We start from the raw sequence: 15,706 nt of genomic DNA, 5'->3' as shown, positions 1-15,706 counted from the left end.
TGTTCTCCTGAGCTACTGGCCAAGGGGCAACCAGAGAAAGCTGGCCAATGTGCCGAGCAGGATCGCAACCGAATAGGGAAAGGGTTTGCCGGCCACTTCATCGTCCGCCGGCGAAAAATAGGCCCTGGCTCTCAAAATCTGCCAGTAGCGCCCCATGGTCTGTTGAACTTGACCACGTACCAACACAATCAGTACCCCGCACGCACCGCCGGCGATCAGGCTGAAAAACGCAGCCCAGAGGGCGTGCTGCGGAGTGAGAAAAGTGCCAACCATGGCCATGAGCTTGACGTCGCCGGCCGCCATCCCGCCAAAGGCGTACAGGGGGAGAAAAACGGCGAAACCGATCAACATGCCCAGCAGTCCATAACCAAACCCGATGACGCCTGAGGAGTAGGCCTGGCCGGCAATCCCCAGTCCCAGCCCCAACAGCACCAAGAGGTTGGGAATACGGTGGCGACGAAGATCGCTCACCACCGCAATCCCCAGCAGTCCCAGCATCAATGCAACAACGAATAATTGCTCTTTGCCCATGACTGCAGCCCTCGGTGGAAGTTGGCGTTAGCAGACTTGCCCCTGGACAGCGCATCCCAGGCTGGTGATGGCAGTGGCCACGTTGCCGCCCAGGGTGATAAATGCAGCAACAGCGCCCAAAGTGATCAGGCCGCCGGCCACTGCATATTCCACAATGGTCAGGCCGTCTTCGTCTTTGGCGAACTTGATGATCGAAGTCTTGATCGTTTGCAGATTCATTTTCCCACCTCACTCAAGTGTTTTTATGTAAGGGCAGCACTGTCGTACTGCCTGGTTGAACATTAGTCAGGGAAGCATTGGAAGGGTTAGGAGATTTTTGCTGATCGTTAGGACTTTATTGCTGTTGTTGAAAGATGCAAAAAAGCACCAGGAACAACACAAGGAACAGATGATTTATCTAAGGAAGGAATAATTGAAGAGTCGCCTTGAAACAATCTCGCCGTCGATGCAAGACCGGCCTGAGCACTGGCCGACAAAGACAAAAGCCCCGACCATATTCGCTGCACCCAAACCATAGTGCGAAACGAAGTAAACCGGGGCTTCCATATCAGGATTTGATCTTCACGCGAGCAATACAGCGACGATACTCCTGAAGCTGGAAAGAGAATTTGCAGGCTGCGGCAGAGCGATGGAGCGGTGCTCGGCCAAAGGTCACTTTGACGATTTGAACTCGCTCGATAGCAAGACGGGAGCCATCCGTCATCTACTGTGCGCTGACTGCACATACCGATTGAGAAGGCTCCATCCTGTCCAGGCGGGTGCAGACAGAACAACGGCGGAAACACACATGCACCACAGGTACGGCCTCAGCCCGAGGGAAACCGCTCGTCGCAGCCAGACCCGAGAAGTCTGGCCGCGTACGAGCGACAAGCAGCTCCAGCCCAGGGCCGAGGATCCGGCACAACGGCTGTCGTCAGCACACCTGGCCCTGAACGGCACAACCCAGGCTGGTAATGGCGGTGGCCACGTTGCCCCCCAGAGTCACGAACGCGGCAACGGCGCCCAGGGTGATCAGGCCTCCGGCCACGGCATATTCCACGATGGTCAGACCCTCTTCGTCCTTGATGAATGCCAGCACCGAGGTTTTGATTGTTTGCAGATTCATCTTGTTCACCTCATATAAGAAAAGTTGCTTTAAGGCGATCAGTATTTGTGCCGCCTGACTGAATCCTAGTCAGGGGCTAACACAAAGAGTTAGGAGTTTATTGTCGGTTTCTAGGACTTTTTTGCGCCTCTTGGCAAGACAGCAAAGAAACTCCAGTGAAACTAAACCTGGCAGATGGAGTTTTTCAGAAAGGGAACTGTTCTCATATAACACTAAATTGATTCAGCTGTGCCCAGTGCTGCAAGAAAAGGCGATCGCAACAGCAAGGAGCTGCCTGTGACTCTTATCTCGCTGTCAGACATAGAAGGTAATCAAGAAAATCCATGAAGCGTTATCAGAACTTGATCCTTTGCCCGCAAAGCCCAGTGGCGATACTGACAGCCCAGGAAGTGACAGCGAGACACCAGGAAGGAATAAGGAAATGAAACCTGAGTCGGCCCAAAAACCCTTTCTTTTATGGTTCGACCTCACGCGCGACCGGTCCTCTGAAGAACTGATCGCGCTGTTTCGCCCAACCTGCGATTGCCGGGTGTCGACAGATGCGTCCCTGCCCGAAAAGGACACCCATCCTCTACCGGACATGATCTGCATGCACTATGACCGCCCGGACATGCCGGGGCTCAATCTGTTGCTGGAGATCAAACACAAGATTCCCTCCATTCCCATCGCCATGTTCACGGTGCAACACTCCGAAGAACTCGCCGTCTGGGCCATGCGCTCGCGTGTCTGGGAATACATGGTGCTCCCTCTCTCGAGTGCCGAGATCCGGCGCTTCCTGCATGCGCTGAAGCAACTCTACGAACTGCGCCACAGCAGCGGCCCCGGCAACAAGACGCTACAGATCGAACACGGCCCGTCCCTGCCGGACAGCATCCGACTGACCGTAGAGCACCAGAAACATCAGGCACTCAGCGATGTGCTGCTGTACATCGAGCAGAATTTTCGTGAAAGCATCGACCAGAAAGAGCTGGCTAAGCGTTGCGGCATGACCACGTTTCGCTTCAGCCGGCTGTTCAAGGAGGTCCATGGCCTGGGATTCATGGACTACATCCTGAGCAAACGCATGGATTGCGCCAAGAATCTGCTCGACAACAGCCAGATGCCCATCACCAGCATCGGCTATGAAGTCGGCTTCAAGGACCCGTCCTACTTTGCCCGCGCCTTCAAGCAATTCGCGGGCGCCAGCCCCAGCGAATACCGACAACGCCGAAGAATCCCGGAACGGGTAAAAAAAGAAGAGGTGGAACTGGAGCAAACGCTGTCACAGGTGATCGACAGCCTGCCGCTGCGTATCGAAGGTCGCTGAACAGGCCAATCCAGTGCGCCATTACATTTTCTGCAGGCAAAAAAAAACCCGAAAATCCTCACTTTCGTGGGCCTTTCGGATTTTAAATACTGCTAGAAAATGGTGGGTCGTGTGGGATTCGAACCTACGACCAATTGGTTAAAAGCCAACTGCTCTACCAACTGAGCTAACGACCCGCTGTGTGGTGGCGCGTATAATACTGATTTATAAAAAGAATTCAACACCCAATATGAAAAAAATCAAAAATAAGGTGTTGGATCGCTAACACCGGCCGCGGCAAAACCTTCTGCACGCAGACGGCAGCTGTCGCATTTGCCGCAGGCACGCCCTTGATCATCGGCCTGGTAGCAGGACACGGTCAGGCCGTAATCAACCCCGAGCTTGACGCCCGCCTTGACGATATCGGCTTTGCTCAGGTTCTGCAGCGGTGCCTGGATACGGAACCCCTGCCCCTCTACCCCGGCCTTGGTCGCCAGGTTGGCCATGCGCTCGAAGGCCTCGACAAACTCCGGACGGCAATCCGGATACCCCGAATAGTCCACGGCGTTGACGCCAATGAAGATGTCCCGCGCGCCCAGCACTTCCGCCCAGCCCAGTGCCAGGGACAGGAACACGGTGTTACGCGCCGGAACGTAGGTGACGGGGATCCCTTCGCTCGGAGCCTCGGGCACATCGATGGAGCTGTCAGTCAGCGCGGAGCCGCCGATACCGTTGAGGTTGAGGCCGATCACCTTGTGCTCCACCACACCCAGGTCGTGAGCGACACGTTCAGCCGCCTGCAACTCGGCGCGATGACGCTGGCCGTAATCGAAGCTCATGGTGTAGCAGCGATACCCTTCGGCGCGGGCCATGGCCACTACGGTGGCCGAGTCCAGACCGCCGGACAGCAGGATTACTGCACGCTTTTCAGTGGCAACTTGTTCATTCATATCAGCGCCCCGGCTCGTCATTCCAAAGGTATTTATGCAGCTGCAATTGCAGGCGCACCGGCAGGTTGTCCGCAACGATCCAGTCCGCCAGATCGCGCGCATTCAGGTCGTGATGGCTCGGCGAGAACAGCACCTCGCCCGCCCGCCGTTCCAGACCATACTGGATCAGCTTGGAAACCGCCCAGTCATAGTCCTCGCGGGAACAGATGACAAACTTGACCTGGTCGTTCGGCGTCAGCAGTTCGATGTTTTCGTAACGATTGCGCTGAGCTTCCTGCGACCCCGGCGTCTTCAGGTCGAGCACTCGACTGACACGCGGATCGACCGCAGAAATATCCAGGGCTCCGCTGGTTTCCAGCGAGACTTCGTAACCGGCGTCACACAGCTGCTTGAGCAAGGGAATGGCATTAGGCTGCGCCAGAGGCTCGCCACCGGTCACACAGACGTAACGCGGGCGGAAACCGGCAACCTGCTCGAGAATGCTCTCGAGGGTGCGGATGCTGCCACCGCTGAAGGCGTAGGCACTGTCGCAGTATTGGCAACGCAGCGGACAACCGGTCAGGCGCACAAATACCGTGGGCAGGCCGGCAGTCCGAGTTTCACCCTGCAACGAGTAGAAAACTTCGGTAATTCTCAATGTGTCTTGCATAGTCGCCACGGGCGTAACAGCTAAACAGGCTGTCCGCCTCCGTCAGGCACCTCGAGGAATCCCGCAAACACGGTAATCCCAGGAAGCGTGTTTCATAAAAAGGGCATGGATTCTAACGAAAAAACCCGCGGCAAGCGCGGGTTTCTTCAAAACAGCTCAAACTCGATTACATACGTTGCAGATCGCGCTGAGCCAGCTGGGCGGCGGAAGTACCCGGATATTGGGCCACCACCTGCTGCAGAATGCCCTTGACCTTGTCAGTGTGGCCCAGGCGGCGCTCTACGTCAGCCAGCTTGTACAGCGAGTCCGGCACCTTGGCATGCTTCGGATACAGCTGGGAGACCTTGGCAAATGCCTGGCCGGCACCTTGCAGGTCACCTTTGGCCAGGTTCACTTCGCCCAACCAGTACTGGGCATTACCCGCGTATTGGCTGTTTGGGTATTTGCGCAGGAACGCGGCGAAAGCCTGGCTGGCCTTGTCGAAATCCTTGGCCTTGATCAGGTCGAAGGCTGCTTCGTAATACAGCTTTTCCTTCGCTGGATCGCCCGGTTCACTGCTTGCCGCTGGAGCTTGCGAGGCAGCCCCAGCAGCTGCACCGGCGGCACTTGCATCGCCACCGGCAGAAGAATTATCAGGAGTCGCGGCAGGTGCACCGCCCGCTCCAATGCGTCGATCAAGATCCTGGTAACGCTCCAGGCTTTCCTGCTTCATACGCGCAATATCGTTTTGCAGTACTTCAATCACACCTTGCTGCCGAGCGATTTGATCCTGCATTTGCTGCAGTTGCTGGAACAGCTCGCCCTGTGCCGAGACAGGGGTCGAAACCCCTCCCCCGGCATAGGCGCCGTTCGTGCCATAACCCGCTGGCGGATAACTGCCTCCGCTATTGTTATAGCCCGAGTTGTTATCGACCACAGGAACCGCAGCCCACACCGAAAGCGGCGCGAGGCTGAGAGCCAAGACAGTTAGAGCACGACGGCACGTTCGCATGACGAATTACTTACGCAGTTCGACGCGACGGTTTTGAGCCCAGGACTGCTCGTCGTTGCCGGTAGCAACTGGACGCTCTTCGCCGTAGGAAACCAGTTCCAGCTGAGCTGGGGAAACGCCTTGCAGCACCAGGTAGCGCTGAACGGCTTTCGCACGACGCTCGCCCAGAGCCATGTTGTACTCACGAGTACCACGTTCGTCGGTGTTGCCTTCCAGAACAACGCGAGCGCCGTTTGCTTTCAGGTCTTTGGCGTGAACGTCCAGAGCGCGCATGGCTTCTGGCTTCAGGTCCGAGCTGTCGTATTCGAAGTAGAAGGTGGTGATTGCGCGCAGAGCAGCTTCTTCGCTCAGGGAGCCGTCAACTGCACCGGTATTAGCGCCGTAACCAGCGTTTGGATCAACAGCGCCTTCACCAGCGTTGTCGCCGCCTTTGGAGGAGCAACCTACAGCTACAGCCATGGCCAGAGCCAGCGCAGCAAACTTACCAAACTTCAGCATTTCCATCGTGAAACTCCTAATGAACCCCAGTGTGTTAAGTAAAACGTAAAGCGCCGCGTCAGTTCAGGTAAGGGGACCAGGACGGTTCTCTGACTTCGCCTTGAGCGGTAGGAAGCGGGAGCCTCACGCGTCCATTAATGGACACGAGCATCAAGACTCCCCGGCCCTGCTGGCGGGTGGCGTAGATTACCATGGTGCCGTTGGGCGCAACAGTAGGCGACTCATCAAGTGTGCTGTCGGTAAGGATTTTTACGTTGCCACGCTGCAAATCCTGAGCAGCTACCTTGAAGTTTGTGAAGCCGTCCTGCCGGTGAATCATGACCAGGGTTTTTTCATCCGCGGACAGTTTCGGGTTGGCGTTGTAGTTGCCCACGAAAGTCACCCGTTCCGCACCGCCACCACCGGCACTGGTCTTGTAGATCTGTGGCTTGCCACCACGGTCCGAGGTGAAGTAGATGGTCGAACCATCCTTGCCCCAGAACGGTTCGGTGTTGATGCCAGGCCCCGCGGTCACACGCGAGATCTGACGCGAACCCAGGTTCATCACATAGATGTCCGGGTTGCCGTCCTTGGACAGCACGAACGCCAGGCGCTGGCCGTCCGGCGACCAGGCAGGCGCGCCGTTCAGGCCTTCGAAGTTGGTGATCTGCTCGCGACGGCCAGTGTCGATGTGCTGAACGAAGATGCGCGGGCGCTTCTGTTCGAACGACACATAGGCAATGCGCTTGCCATCCGGCGCGAAACGCGGCGACAGGATCGGCTCACGGGATTGCAGCAGGGTCACCGCGCGCGCGCCGTCATAGTCGGAGCGTTGCAGGGTGTAGCGCGTGTTCTTCTCGGAGAAACGCTCTGCCGTGACGTACAGCATGCGGGTCGAGAAGGCGCCCTTGATACCGGTGAGCTTTTCGAACGACTGGTCGGAGATGTAGTGAGCCATGTCGCGCAACTGGTCGACGCTGCCCGAGACGCTGCCGGTCAGCACTTGCTGTTCGGTGGCGACGTTGAACAGGGCGTATTGCACCTGCAGGCGACCGCCCGCCGGGACAATGCTGCCGACCATGATGTACTGGGCGCCCAGGGCCTTCCAGTCACGGTAGATGACTTCGCTGGCCTGGGTCGGCAGGCTGATCATGTTCTGCTTTGGAATCGGCGAGTAGTAACCCGAATTGCGCAGGTCGTTGCCGATGATTTCCGCCATGTCGTCGGGCAGCACGCTGCCCCCTTGCCAACCGAATGGCACTACGGCGATTGGCGTGGCCCGGTCACTGCCACTGGTGACCAGAATGTTCTTTTCATCCGCTGTCGCTATCCCTGCCATACAGCAAATAACGACAAGCAATCCTCGAAGAAGGTTTCTCACAAGGCTAGATCCTCAGGTGTGAATGTCATCTTGAATGAACGATACGGAGCGAAATCGCTCGGCTTCATTCCCTGCATTTCTGTCAAACGTCCAATGTTCTTGACCGCAGCTACCGCCGAGGCATCGAACGGACCATCGCCGCTGGACTTGGCCACCGACACGGAAGTCACCGTACCATCCGGCAACATGCCGATTTGCAGCACGACAGTCATGTTGTTGCGCGCCGAAGGAGGACGAGCCCAGCCTTCCGCCGCACGAGCACGAATCAGATCGTCGAAACTGCCCGCGACTTCATCGCCCTGCTCGTCCGCCAAGGCCTGCTGACGCTGCGGCGTGTCGGAAAGCAAATCAGCCAGGGCCTGGGCCTTTTTATCTTCGGCGGATTTACGCGCTGCTTCCTGAGCCTTTTTCTTGGCTGCGTCGGCGGCGGCTTTCTTCTTCGCGTCCTCGGCGACCTTCTTCTTCGCCTCGTCCGCTTCAGCTTTCTTCTTGGCGTCTTCCGCGGCTTTCTTCTTCGCGTCTTCGACTATCTTTTTCTTCGCCTCTTCAGCGGCCTTTTTCTTGGCCTCTTCTTCGGCGGCTTTCTTGGCTTCTTCTTCGGCTTTCTTTTTGGCTATATCAGCCAATTGTTTCTCTTCAGCCTTTTTCGCTTCCGCAGCCTTCTTCGCGTCGTCGGCTTTCTTGGCTTCATCAGCCTTCTTCGCCTCATCCGCTTTCTTGGCTTCGTCGGCCTTTTTCGCTTCCTCGGCTTTTTGAGCAGCCTCTTCTTTCTTTTGTTCCGCAGCCTTGACCGCTTCCTGCTCGACCTTTTTCTGCTCCATCTGCTCGACTTCGGTCTGGCGCGCGGCGGATTTCTTCGCCTCACCCGCAATCTTCTGATTGGTCTGGGTGGTCGCCTGACTTTTCGATTTCAGCTGATACAGGGTCGCCTGGACGATCGGCTTGGACGGCGGCAACTCCGGCGTCATGGCAAAACTGACGAACAGCATGCCGAACACCAGAACGTGCAGGGCAATTGCCCACACGCTAGGCCAGAAGTAGCTTTCCGAGGCGGACGGCTCTCGCTGTTGCTGCATCAGGGCGCCTCGGTAATCAAGCCAACGTTACCGACGCCGGCCTTCTGCAGTCCGCCCATGGCGCCCATGACGGCGCCGTAGTCGACGGACTTGTCGCCGCGAATGAACACCTGGGTATGTTTGCCGCCTTCATTGCCGGCGCGAATGATCTTGGTCACGGCGTCGGTCATCTGCGGCAAGGTCATGGCCTTGTCCATCTGCTTGTCGGTGTCGACTTCGCTGCCAAGGTTCCAGTAGTAGGTCTTGTCAGCCTTGATCGAAATGGTCAGGACCTGGGTGTTGTTGTCCTGCGGCAAGGCTTCGCTGGAAACCTTGGGCAGATCGACTTTCACGCCCTGATTGAGCATCGGCGCGGTCACCATGAAGATAACCAGCAGTACCAACATCACGTCGATGTAGGGCACCACGTTCATCTCGGCAACCGGCTTGCGTTTGTGGCGAACTCGGGCCATGGGGATTTACCTGCTCACTCTTCGCTGGTGTGCACTTTACGGTGCAGGATCGCCTGGAACTCGTCGGCGAAGGTGTAGTAACGGCTGATCAGGGTCTCGCCACGGGCCGCAAAGCGGTTGTAGGCGATAACGGCCGGGATCGCGGCAAACAGGCCGATCGCGGTGGCGATCAGGGCTTCGGCGATACCCGGCGCAACGGTCGCCAGGGTCGCCTGCTGGGCGCTGGCCAGGCCGCGGAAGGAGTTCATGATCCCCCAAACGGTACCGAACAGACCGATATACGGGCTGACCGAGCCGACAGTGGCGAGGAATGGCAGGCTCTGCTCGAGCTTCTCTTCTTCGCGGGAGATGGCGACACGCATGGCACGCGCGACACCTTCCATGACCGCCTCGGGATCAACGCCCGACTGCTGGCGCAGGCGCGAGAATTCCTTGAAGCCGGCACGGAAGATCTGCTCCACGCCCGAATCAGGGTCCGGGTTGCTGCCCGCCTGACGGTACAGCTTGGACAAGTCGATACCCGACCAGAAGCGCTCTTCGAAGCTCTCCAGCGCGCGTCGACCGGCACGCAGCAGGTTGCTGCGCTGAAAGATCATGATCCATGAGGTCACCGATGCGGCTACCAGGGTCAGCATTACCAACTGCACAACGATGCTGGCATTGCTGACCAGGCTCCACATGGAGGAATGGTCGACGACGTTAGCTTCCACGCTTTATCTCCTGCTCTGAGTGTGTACCCGCGCCGCTCACGCCGGCAAAGGCCGCACGTAGAGCTTCGGGAATGGCCCGGGGTTTCAAATTGTCGGTGCGCACACAGGCCACCAGAAACTGCCCTTCGCAGAGCAGTGCATTATCCGTGGCTCGCCTGACCTGCTGTTTGAAGCGCAGGCTGGCCCGGTTCAATTCGATGACTTCTGCACTTACCAGAAGCTCGTCGTCCAGTCGCGCCGGCGCGTGGTAGCGCGCTTCGCTGGAATGCACGACGAACAACAGGTTCTCCCCTGCCAGCTGCGATTGGGCAAAGCCCAGATCTCGTAGCCGTTCGGTTCGAGCCCGTTCCATAAACTTAAGGTAATTAACGTAATACACGATGCCGCCGGCATCGGTGTCTTCGTAATAAACGCGACAACGATGTGCGAACGACTCAAGCCCGTTTTGCGCGCGCATACTCTAGTGCTTACTCCTCAGGTTGCCAATCCGGCCGGGCAACTGTTTTTCATTCTCGAACGGCTTTCTGGCGAAATAACGGCAATGCCAGCCCCCTAGGACCGCACAAGCTGCGAATAAATCGCTGCCCAAGCGGTTATTAATCGTCCATGGCATCGAGGAATTCGTCTACCACGGGCATCTCCCCCAATCGTGACGGGATGTTTAGACCGAAATGCAGATAGGCATGCCGGGTCACCACACGCCCGCGCGGCGTACGCATGATATAGCCTTGCTGGATCAGATAGGGTTCGAGCACGTCCTCGATGGTATGCCGCTCTTCGCTGATGGCGGCCGCCAGACTGTCGACCCCCACCGGCCCGCCGTCGAACTTCTCGATCATGGTCAGCAGCAGGCGCCGGTCCTGGTGGTCGAAGCCACGCTCGTCGACATCCAGCAGGTTCAGCGCCAGATCGGCGATGGGCTTGGTGATATGCCCCTTGGCGCGAACCTCGGCAAAGTCCCGCACCCGACGCAACAAACGGTTGGCGATACGCGGCGTCCCGCGGGCACGCCGGGCGATTTCAAAGGCGCCGTCCGGGTCCAGCGGCAAGCCGAGAATACCGGCGGAGCGCCCGACAATGGTCGCCAGGTCGGCGGTGCTGTAGAACTCCAGGCGCTGGACGATACCGAAGCGATCGCGCAGCGGGTTGGTCAGCATACCCGCGCGGGTCGTCGCCCCCACCAGGGTGAACGGCGGCAAGTCGAGCTTGATCGAACGGGCCGCCGGCCCTTCGCCTATCATGATGTCCAGCTGGAAATCTTCCATGGCCGGGTACAGCACTTCCTCGACGATCGGCGACAAGCGATGGATTTCATCGATAAACAGCACGTCGTGCGGTTCGAGATTGGTCAGCAGCGCCGCCAGGTCCCCTGGGCGCTCCAGCACCGGCCCCGAGGTGCTCTTGATCGACACCCCCATTTCCTGGGCGATGATGTTGGCCAGCGTGGTCTTACCCAGGCCCGGCGGGCCGAAGATCAGGGTGTGGTCCAACGACTCGTTGCGCCCGCGGGCAGCCTGGATGAACAGCTCCATTTGCTCGCGCACCGTCGGCTGGCCGATGTATTCGGCCAGGCTGACGGGGCGAATCGCACGGTCCTGGACTTCCTCGCGCTCACGGGGGCCCGTGGCGGCGATCAGACGATCTGCTTCTATCACTTAAATCATTCCCTTCAGGGCGCGGCGAATCATGTCTTCACTGCTCAGGCCTTTTTCCTTGATCGCGGAAACGGCCTTGCTGGCTTCCTGCGGCTTGTAGCCCAGGGAGATCAGGGCGCTGACCGCATCGGTCTCGGCACTGGCCACCGGCATCGGCGCATCCGGCTGGTTCGGCACCAGGGCAAACATGCTCGGTACGGTTTCCCAGGCCTTGAAGCGGTCCTTGAGCTCGACCAGCAGGCGCTCCGCGGTCTTTTTACCGACCCCCGGCACCTTGGTCAGCGCCGAGGTGTCCTGCGCTTGCACGCAACGCACCAGCTCGTCGACCTCCAGGCTGGACATCAGCGCCAGCGCCAGTTTCGGCCCCACGCCATTGAGGCGAATCAGTTCGCGAAAGAAGTCCCGCTCGCGCTTGCTGGCAAAGCCATAGAGTAACTGGGCATCTTCACGCACGACCAAATGGGTGTGCAGGGTGAGCGGTTCACCGACCGACGGCAGGCGGTACAGGGTGGTCATGGGGACTTCCACCTCGTAACCCAGGCCGTTTACATCGAGAATCAGGTACGGCGGCTGTTTTTCAGCCAAGGTGCCGCGCAAGCGTCCAATCACGTTTCAGATCCTTAGCTCAGGCCAGATCAGCGGCCGGCGAGTCATAGAGCGAAGATCCGGGCCGGGCAGACAGGCGCGGGATGCTCCACTCATCAAATGTTTGCGCAGATGCTATCAGAGACGCAGGCGACCGCCACGACTGCGTGCGGTACCCAGGCCGTGGGGCAGCAGACTGGAACGGGTGTGGGCATGACAGATGGCAATCGCCAGGGCGTCCGAGGCGTCGATCTGCGGCTTGCTGGTCAACTTGAGCAAGTGCATGACCATCATTTGCACTTGTTCCTTGTTGGCCCCACCGGTGCCCGCCACGGCCTGCTTGACCTGAGTGGCGGTGTATTCGGCGATTTCCAGGCTCTCCTCGGCTCCCGCCACGATCGCGGCGCCACGGGCCTGACCCAGTTTCAGGGCCGAATCGGCATTACGCGCCATGAACACCTTTTCAATGCCCATGGTCACCGGACCGTAGGTCTGAATGACCTCGCGAACCCCGCGATAAACGATTTGCAACCGCTCATGCAGCTCGCCGGCGCCCGTGCGAATACAGCCCGAAGCCACGTACACGCAGCCACGCCCGGTATCACGTACCACGCCGTAACCGGTGATGCGCGAACCCGGGTCGATACCAAGAATAAGAGTCATAACGCCTGCAAAGAGAAAATTCGGTTGCCTAAGGTAACGCCGGGAGAAGCCGGAAAAACAAAAAATCGCAGCCTTCGACAGCTCCCCTACAGGTACAGCGTAACCCTGTGTGTAAAGGGGGGAAACCGCCGAAGGCTGCGATCTTTTATCGCGCTATCAGCCGAGTTGCTCGGCAACCGACTGGGGAATATCCGCGTTGGAGTAGACGTTCTGCACGTCGTCCAGGTCTTCGAGCATGTCGATCAGCTTGAGGATCTTCTCGGCGCCTTCCAAATCCAGCTCGGCACTGGTGGTCGGCTGCATGACGATTTCCGCGTCATCGCCCTTGAAACCGGCCTCTTCGAGCGCGTTGCGTACTGCATAGAAGCCAGTGAACGAGGTAAACACATCGATCGAGCCGTCTTCGTGAACGACCACGTCATCGGCGTCGGCTTCCAGAGCCGCATCGGTCAGTGCGTCCTCATTGACGCCCGGCGCGAAGCTGATCTGCCCCTTGCGTTCGAACAGATACGCCACCGAACCATCGGTGCCAAGGTTGCCGCCACATTTGCTGAACGCATGGCGCACGGCCGCTGCGGTACGGTTGCGGTTGTCGGTCATGCACTCGACCAGCACCGCCACGCCGCCCGGGCCATAACCCTCATAGGTCAGCTCTTCGACGTTGTCGGCCTCGGTCGCACCCGCGCCACGGGCGATGGCGCGATCGATGATGTCGCGGCTCATGTTGGCGCCCAGGGCCTTGTCCAGGGCCAGGCGCAGACGCGGGTTGGAACCCGGCTCGCCACCGCCCTGGCGAGCGGCGACCGTCAGCTCACGAATCCACTTGGTGAAGATCTTGCCTCTCTTGGCATCCTGACGCTCTTTGCGGTGCTTGATGTTCGCCCACTTGGAATGACCTGCCATAACGCGCTCCAAATTCTCTTTGAAACATTGCCCGCAACGCCTGTAACAGCGGGCGGGCAACAAATATCTCGACCCAATAGAAAAAGGCGCATCCGCAGATGCGCCTTCAGGTCGGCCTTACTCAGCCTTTGGCTGTTCGCGCAAACGGATGTGCAGTTCGCGCAGCGCCTTGGCATCGACCAGGCCAGGAGCCTGGGTCATCACGCAAGCGGCGCTCTGGGTTTTCGGGAAGGCGATCACTTCACGGATCGACTGGGCGCCGGTCATCAGCATCACCAGACGATCCAGGCCGAACGCCAGGCCACCGTGCGGCGGCGCGCCGTACTTCAGGGCGTCCAGCAGGAAGCCGAACTTCTCTTCCTGTTCCGCTTCATCGATGCCCAGCAGACGGAAGACCGCCTGTTGCATTTCCTTGCGGTGGATACGGATCGAACCGCCACCCAGCTCGGTGCCGTTGAGCACCATGTCGTAGGCGCGCGACAGAGCGGTCGCCGGGTTGGCTTCCAGTTCTTCCGGCGAGCATTTCGGCGCGGTGAACGGGTGGTGCAAGGCGGTGAAGCTGCCGTCGTCGTTCTCTTCGAACATCGGGAAATCGACAACCCACATCGGCGCCCATTCGCAGGTCAGCAGGTTCAGGTCGTGACCGAGCTTGATCCGCAGCGCGCCCAGGGCCTCGCTGACGATCTTGGCCTTGTCGGCACCGAAGAACACGATGTCGCCGTCGACCGCACCCACGCGATCGAGGATCACATTCAGGTTGGCTTCCGGGATGTTCTTGACGATTGGCGACTGCAGACCGTCAACGCCATTGGCGCGCTCGTTGACCTTGATGTAGGCCAGGCCCTTGGCACCGTAGATGCCGACGAACTTGGTGTAATCGTCGATCTGCTTGCGCGGCATGCTCGCCCCGCCAGGAACGCGCAAGGCGGCGATACGGCATTTCGGATCGTTGGCCGGACCGCTGAACACCTTGAATTCCACGTCCTTGAGCTGGTCGGCAACATCCACCAGCTCCAGCGGGTTACGCAGGTCCGGCTTGTCGGAACCGTAGCGACGCATGGCTTCTTCAAAGGTCATGTGCGGGAATTCGCCGAATTCCAGATCCAGCACTTCCTTGAACAGGTTGCGGATCATGCCTTCGGTCAGGCCCATGATGTCTTTTTCATCGAGGAAGCTGGTTTCGATGTCGATCTGAGTGAACTCAGGCTGACGGTCGGCACGCAGGTCTTCGTCGCGGAAGCATTTGGCGATCTGGTAGTAGCGGTCGAAGCCGGCGACCATCAGCAGCTGCTTGAACAGCTGTGGCGATTGCGGCAGAGCGAAGAAGCTGCCGGCGTGGGTACGGCTCGGCACCAGATAGTCACGCGCGCCTTCAGGGGTGGCACGGGTCAGGATCGGGGTTTCGACGTCGAGGAAACCGTTCTCGTCCAGGTAGCGACGGATGCTGGTGGTCATGCGCGAGCGCAGACGCAGCTTCTCGGCCATTTCCGGACGGCGCAGGTCGATGAAGCGATAGCGCAGGCGGGTTTCTTCGCCCACGTCGGAGTATTCGTTGAGCGGGAACGGTGGGGTTTCCGCTTCGTTCAACACTTCCAGCTGGTAGCCCAGGACTTCGATCATGCCCGAAGCCATGTTGGCGTTGCCGGCACCGGCCGGACGCAGGCGCACCTTGCCGGTGATCTTGACCACGTATTCGCTGCGCACGCGGTCGGCGGCGGCGAAGGTTTCAGCGCGGTCCGGGTCGAACACCACCTGGGCCAGACCTTCACGATCACGGATATCGAGGAAGATCACCCCGCCATGGTCGCGACGACGGTGGACCCATCCGCAAAGGGTGACTTCCTGACCTTCCAGGCTTTCGTTCAGTTGGCCGCAATAATGGCTGCGCATCATGGTAGTGGTTTCACTTCTCGTAATTCGAAATTCGATGGGAGGCCTTGCGCACCTCGGGGTACCGGATAATGCAAGAGCTCGCGCGTGTCGTTCAACTTAATCAGCTTTGTCGCCACCGGCCAGGTTCTTCTTGGCGCCGGTTTTGAAGTCGGTCTCATACCAGCCCGAACCGCTGAGGCGGAAACCTGGCATGGACAGCATTTTTTTCAGCTCGGGCGCCTGGCAGGCAGGGCAATCGACCAACGCAGGCGCGCTGATCTTTTGAATGGCTTCCAGCTGATGACCACAGGAAGCACATTGGTAGTCGTACATGGGCATGAGAGCGTCTCGGCGTACTTAACGTCTGGCTTAACCCGTGCCGAGGCCCGGGTTATATAGCAAAGGGCGGGATTATATCCAT

The 15,706-nt window shown here is 58.9% G+C and carries 19 protein-coding genes and 1 tRNA gene; 1 reads left to right on the top strand and 19 read right to left on the bottom strand.

Features of this window, described 5'->3' with window-relative positions:
- Window positions 1-12: 12 nt before the first annotated feature.
- The 3 genes from AC07PQ_RS19395 to AC07PQ_RS19385 all read right to left on the bottom strand — a co-directional run bounded on the left by AC07PQ_RS19395 (window position 13) and on the right by AC07PQ_RS19385 (window position 1,636).
- Complete coding sequence (locus tag AC07PQ_RS19395; RefSeq protein WP_493186092.1) at window positions 13-531, bottom strand: A24 family peptidase; 519 nt, start codon at window positions 529-531, stop codon at window positions 13-15.
- A gap of 27 nt (window positions 532-558) precedes the next feature.
- Complete coding sequence (locus tag AC07PQ_RS19390) at window positions 559-750, bottom strand: Flp family type IVb pilin (protein ID WP_007931101.1); 192 nt, start codon at window positions 748-750, stop codon at window positions 559-561.
- Between the two features lie 694 nt (window positions 751-1,444).
- On the bottom strand, window positions 1,445-1,636 hold the full coding sequence (locus AC07PQ_RS19385) for a Flp family type IVb pilin (protein WP_007931102.1): 192 nt from the start codon (window positions 1,634-1,636) through the stop codon (window positions 1,445-1,447).
- A 421-nt stretch (window positions 1,637-2,057) separates the two neighbouring features.
- Between AC07PQ_RS19385 and AC07PQ_RS19380 the strand changes: the two genes are divergently transcribed.
- Window positions 2,058-2,942 (top strand): helix-turn-helix domain-containing protein, encoded by an 885-nt coding sequence (locus AC07PQ_RS19380; RefSeq protein WP_007931103.1) that lies wholly within the window; start codon window positions 2,058-2,060, stop codon window positions 2,940-2,942.
- A gap of 100 nt (window positions 2,943-3,042) precedes the next feature.
- Here the strand turns inward: AC07PQ_RS19380 and AC07PQ_RS19375 are convergent.
- The 16 genes from AC07PQ_RS19375 to AC07PQ_RS19300 all read right to left on the bottom strand — a co-directional run bounded on the left by AC07PQ_RS19375 (window position 3,043) and on the right by AC07PQ_RS19300 (window position 15,624).
- Window positions 3,043-3,118: transfer RNA gene (locus tag AC07PQ_RS19375), tRNA-Lys, on the bottom strand.
- Window positions 3,119-3,181: 63 nt separating this feature from the next.
- Window positions 3,182-3,871, bottom strand: coding sequence for a 7-cyano-7-deazaguanine synthase QueC (queC, locus tag AC07PQ_RS19370; protein ID WP_492570804.1), 690 nt, complete (start codon window positions 3,869-3,871; stop codon window positions 3,182-3,184).
- Between the two features lies 1 nt (window position 3,872).
- Entirely contained in the window at window positions 3,873-4,520 is a 648-nt protein-coding gene (queE, locus tag AC07PQ_RS19365; RefSeq protein WP_007931105.1) for a 7-carboxy-7-deazaguanine synthase QueE, read from the bottom strand.
- Between the two features lie 166 nt (window positions 4,521-4,686).
- Window positions 4,687-5,511 carry a tol-pal system protein YbgF gene (gene ybgF / locus AC07PQ_RS19360; protein WP_007931106.1) on the bottom strand — a complete coding sequence of 275 codons (825 nt, stop codon included), beginning with the start codon at window positions 5,509-5,511 and terminating at the stop codon, window positions 4,687-4,689.
- Window positions 5,512-5,517: 6 nt separating this feature from the next.
- On the bottom strand, window positions 5,518-6,015 hold the full coding sequence (gene pal / locus AC07PQ_RS19355) for a peptidoglycan-associated lipoprotein Pal (RefSeq protein ID WP_003178634.1): 498 nt from the start codon (window positions 6,013-6,015) through the stop codon (window positions 5,518-5,520).
- 52 nt (window positions 6,016-6,067) lie between these two features.
- Window positions 6,068-7,327 (bottom strand): Tol-Pal system beta propeller repeat protein TolB, encoded by a 1,260-nt coding sequence (gene tolB / locus AC07PQ_RS19350; RefSeq protein WP_007931107.1) that lies wholly within the window; start codon window positions 7,325-7,327, stop codon window positions 6,068-6,070.
- A 38-nt stretch (window positions 7,328-7,365) separates the two neighbouring features.
- On the bottom strand, window positions 7,366-8,445 hold the full coding sequence (gene tolA, locus AC07PQ_RS19345) for a cell envelope integrity protein TolA (protein ID WP_007931108.1): 1,080 nt from the start codon (window positions 8,443-8,445) through the stop codon (window positions 7,366-7,368).
- Window positions 8,445-8,897: a protein TolR gene (gene tolR, locus AC07PQ_RS19340; RefSeq protein ID WP_007931110.1), complete on the bottom strand. Its 453-nt coding sequence runs from the start codon at window positions 8,895-8,897 to the stop codon at window positions 8,445-8,447. Before tolR ends, tolA begins: the two co-directional genes overlap by 1 nt.
- A 14-nt stretch (window positions 8,898-8,911) precedes the next feature.
- Complete coding sequence (gene tolQ / locus AC07PQ_RS19335; protein ID WP_007931111.1) at window positions 8,912-9,607, bottom strand: protein TolQ; 696 nt, start codon at window positions 9,605-9,607, stop codon at window positions 8,912-8,914.
- Entirely contained in the window at window positions 9,597-10,064 is a 468-nt protein-coding gene (gene ybgC / locus AC07PQ_RS19330; RefSeq protein WP_007931113.1) for a tol-pal system-associated acyl-CoA thioesterase, read from the bottom strand. The genes tolQ and ybgC overlap by 11 nt, the downstream gene beginning before the upstream one ends.
- Before the next feature lie 139 nt (window positions 10,065-10,203).
- Window positions 10,204-11,262 (bottom strand): Holliday junction branch migration DNA helicase RuvB, encoded by a 1,059-nt coding sequence (ruvB, locus tag AC07PQ_RS19325; RefSeq protein WP_007931115.1) that lies wholly within the window; start codon window positions 11,260-11,262, stop codon window positions 10,204-10,206.
- Window positions 11,263-11,871, bottom strand: coding sequence for a Holliday junction branch migration protein RuvA (gene ruvA, locus AC07PQ_RS19320; RefSeq protein ID WP_007931117.1), 609 nt, complete (start codon window positions 11,869-11,871; stop codon window positions 11,263-11,265).
- Window positions 11,872-11,985: 114 nt separating this feature from the next.
- On the bottom strand, window positions 11,986-12,510 hold the full coding sequence (gene ruvC / locus AC07PQ_RS19315) for a crossover junction endodeoxyribonuclease RuvC (protein WP_007931118.1): 525 nt from the start codon (window positions 12,508-12,510) through the stop codon (window positions 11,986-11,988).
- Between the two features lie 156 nt (window positions 12,511-12,666).
- A complete protein-coding gene (locus AC07PQ_RS19310; RefSeq protein WP_493186093.1) occupies window positions 12,667-13,413 on the bottom strand; it encodes a YebC/PmpR family DNA-binding transcriptional regulator in 747 nt (248 codons plus the stop codon).
- A gap of 117 nt (window positions 13,414-13,530) precedes the next feature.
- Window positions 13,531-15,306: an aspartate--tRNA ligase gene (gene aspS, locus AC07PQ_RS19305; RefSeq protein WP_007931129.1), complete on the bottom strand. Its 1,776-nt coding sequence runs from the start codon at window positions 15,304-15,306 to the stop codon at window positions 13,531-13,533.
- Between the two features lie 96 nt (window positions 15,307-15,402).
- A complete protein-coding gene (locus AC07PQ_RS19300) occupies window positions 15,403-15,624 on the bottom strand; it encodes an FmdB family zinc ribbon protein (RefSeq protein ID WP_007931131.1) in 222 nt (73 codons plus the stop codon).
- Between the last annotated feature and the right edge of the window lie 82 nt (window positions 15,625-15,706).

The organism is Pseudomonas sp. GW821-FHT09E12 (assembly GCF_059416085.1).
This window is presented reverse-complemented; position numbering and strand designations above follow the sequence as displayed.

What these genes read in the sequence shown, in the direction of transcription:
- pal (WP_003178634.1), bottom strand. Translation starts at nt 6,015, where the DNA reads ATGGAAATGCTGAAGTTTGGTAAGTTTGCTGCGCTGGCTCTGGCCATG.
- queC (WP_492570804.1), bottom strand. Translation starts at nt 3,871, where the DNA reads ATGAATGAACAAGTTGCCACTGAAAAGCGTGCAGTAATCCTGCTGTCC.
- AC07PQ_RS19390 (WP_007931101.1), bottom strand. Translation starts at nt 750, where the DNA reads ATGAATCTGCAAACGATCAAGACTTCGATCATCAAGTTCGCCAAAGAC.
- tolA (WP_007931108.1), bottom strand. Translation starts at nt 8,445, where the DNA reads ATGCAGCAACAGCGAGAGCCGTCCGCCTCGGAAAGCTACTTCTGGCCT.
- tolR (WP_007931110.1), bottom strand. Translation starts at nt 8,897, where the DNA reads ATGGCCCGAGTTCGCCACAAACGCAAGCCGGTTGCCGAGATGAACGTG.
- tolB (WP_007931107.1), bottom strand. Translation starts at nt 7,327, where the DNA reads ATGGCAGGGATAGCGACAGCGGATGAAAAGAACATTCTGGTCACCAGT.
- aspS (WP_007931129.1), bottom strand. Translation starts at nt 15,306, where the DNA reads ATGATGCGCAGCCATTATTGCGGCCAACTGAACGAAAGCCTGGAAGGT.
- queE (WP_007931105.1), bottom strand. Translation starts at nt 4,520, where the DNA reads ATGCAAGACACATTGAGAATTACCGAAGTTTTCTACTCGTTGCAGGGT.
- AC07PQ_RS19310 (WP_493186093.1), bottom strand. Translation starts at nt 13,413, where the DNA reads ATGGCAGGTCATTCCAAGTGGGCGAACATCAAGCACCGCAAAGAGCGT.
- AC07PQ_RS19380 (WP_007931103.1), top strand. Translation starts at nt 2,058, where the DNA reads ATGAAACCTGAGTCGGCCCAAAAACCCTTTCTTTTATGGTTCGACCTC.
- ybgC (WP_007931113.1), bottom strand. Translation starts at nt 10,064, where the DNA reads ATGCGCGCGCAAAACGGGCTTGAGTCGTTCGCACATCGTTGTCGCGTT.
- AC07PQ_RS19385 (WP_007931102.1), bottom strand. Translation starts at nt 1,636, where the DNA reads ATGAATCTGCAAACAATCAAAACCTCGGTGCTGGCATTCATCAAGGAC.
- AC07PQ_RS19300 (WP_007931131.1), bottom strand. Translation starts at nt 15,624, where the DNA reads ATGCCCATGTACGACTACCAATGTGCTTCCTGTGGTCATCAGCTGGAA.
- ybgF (WP_007931106.1), bottom strand. Translation starts at nt 5,511, where the DNA reads ATGCGAACGTGCCGTCGTGCTCTAACTGTCTTGGCTCTCAGCCTCGCG.
- ruvC (WP_007931118.1), bottom strand. Translation starts at nt 12,510, where the DNA reads ATGACTCTTATTCTTGGTATCGACCCGGGTTCGCGCATCACCGGTTAC.
- AC07PQ_RS19395 (WP_493186092.1), bottom strand. Translation starts at nt 531, where the DNA reads ATGGGCAAAGAGCAATTATTCGTTGTTGCATTGATGCTGGGACTGCTG.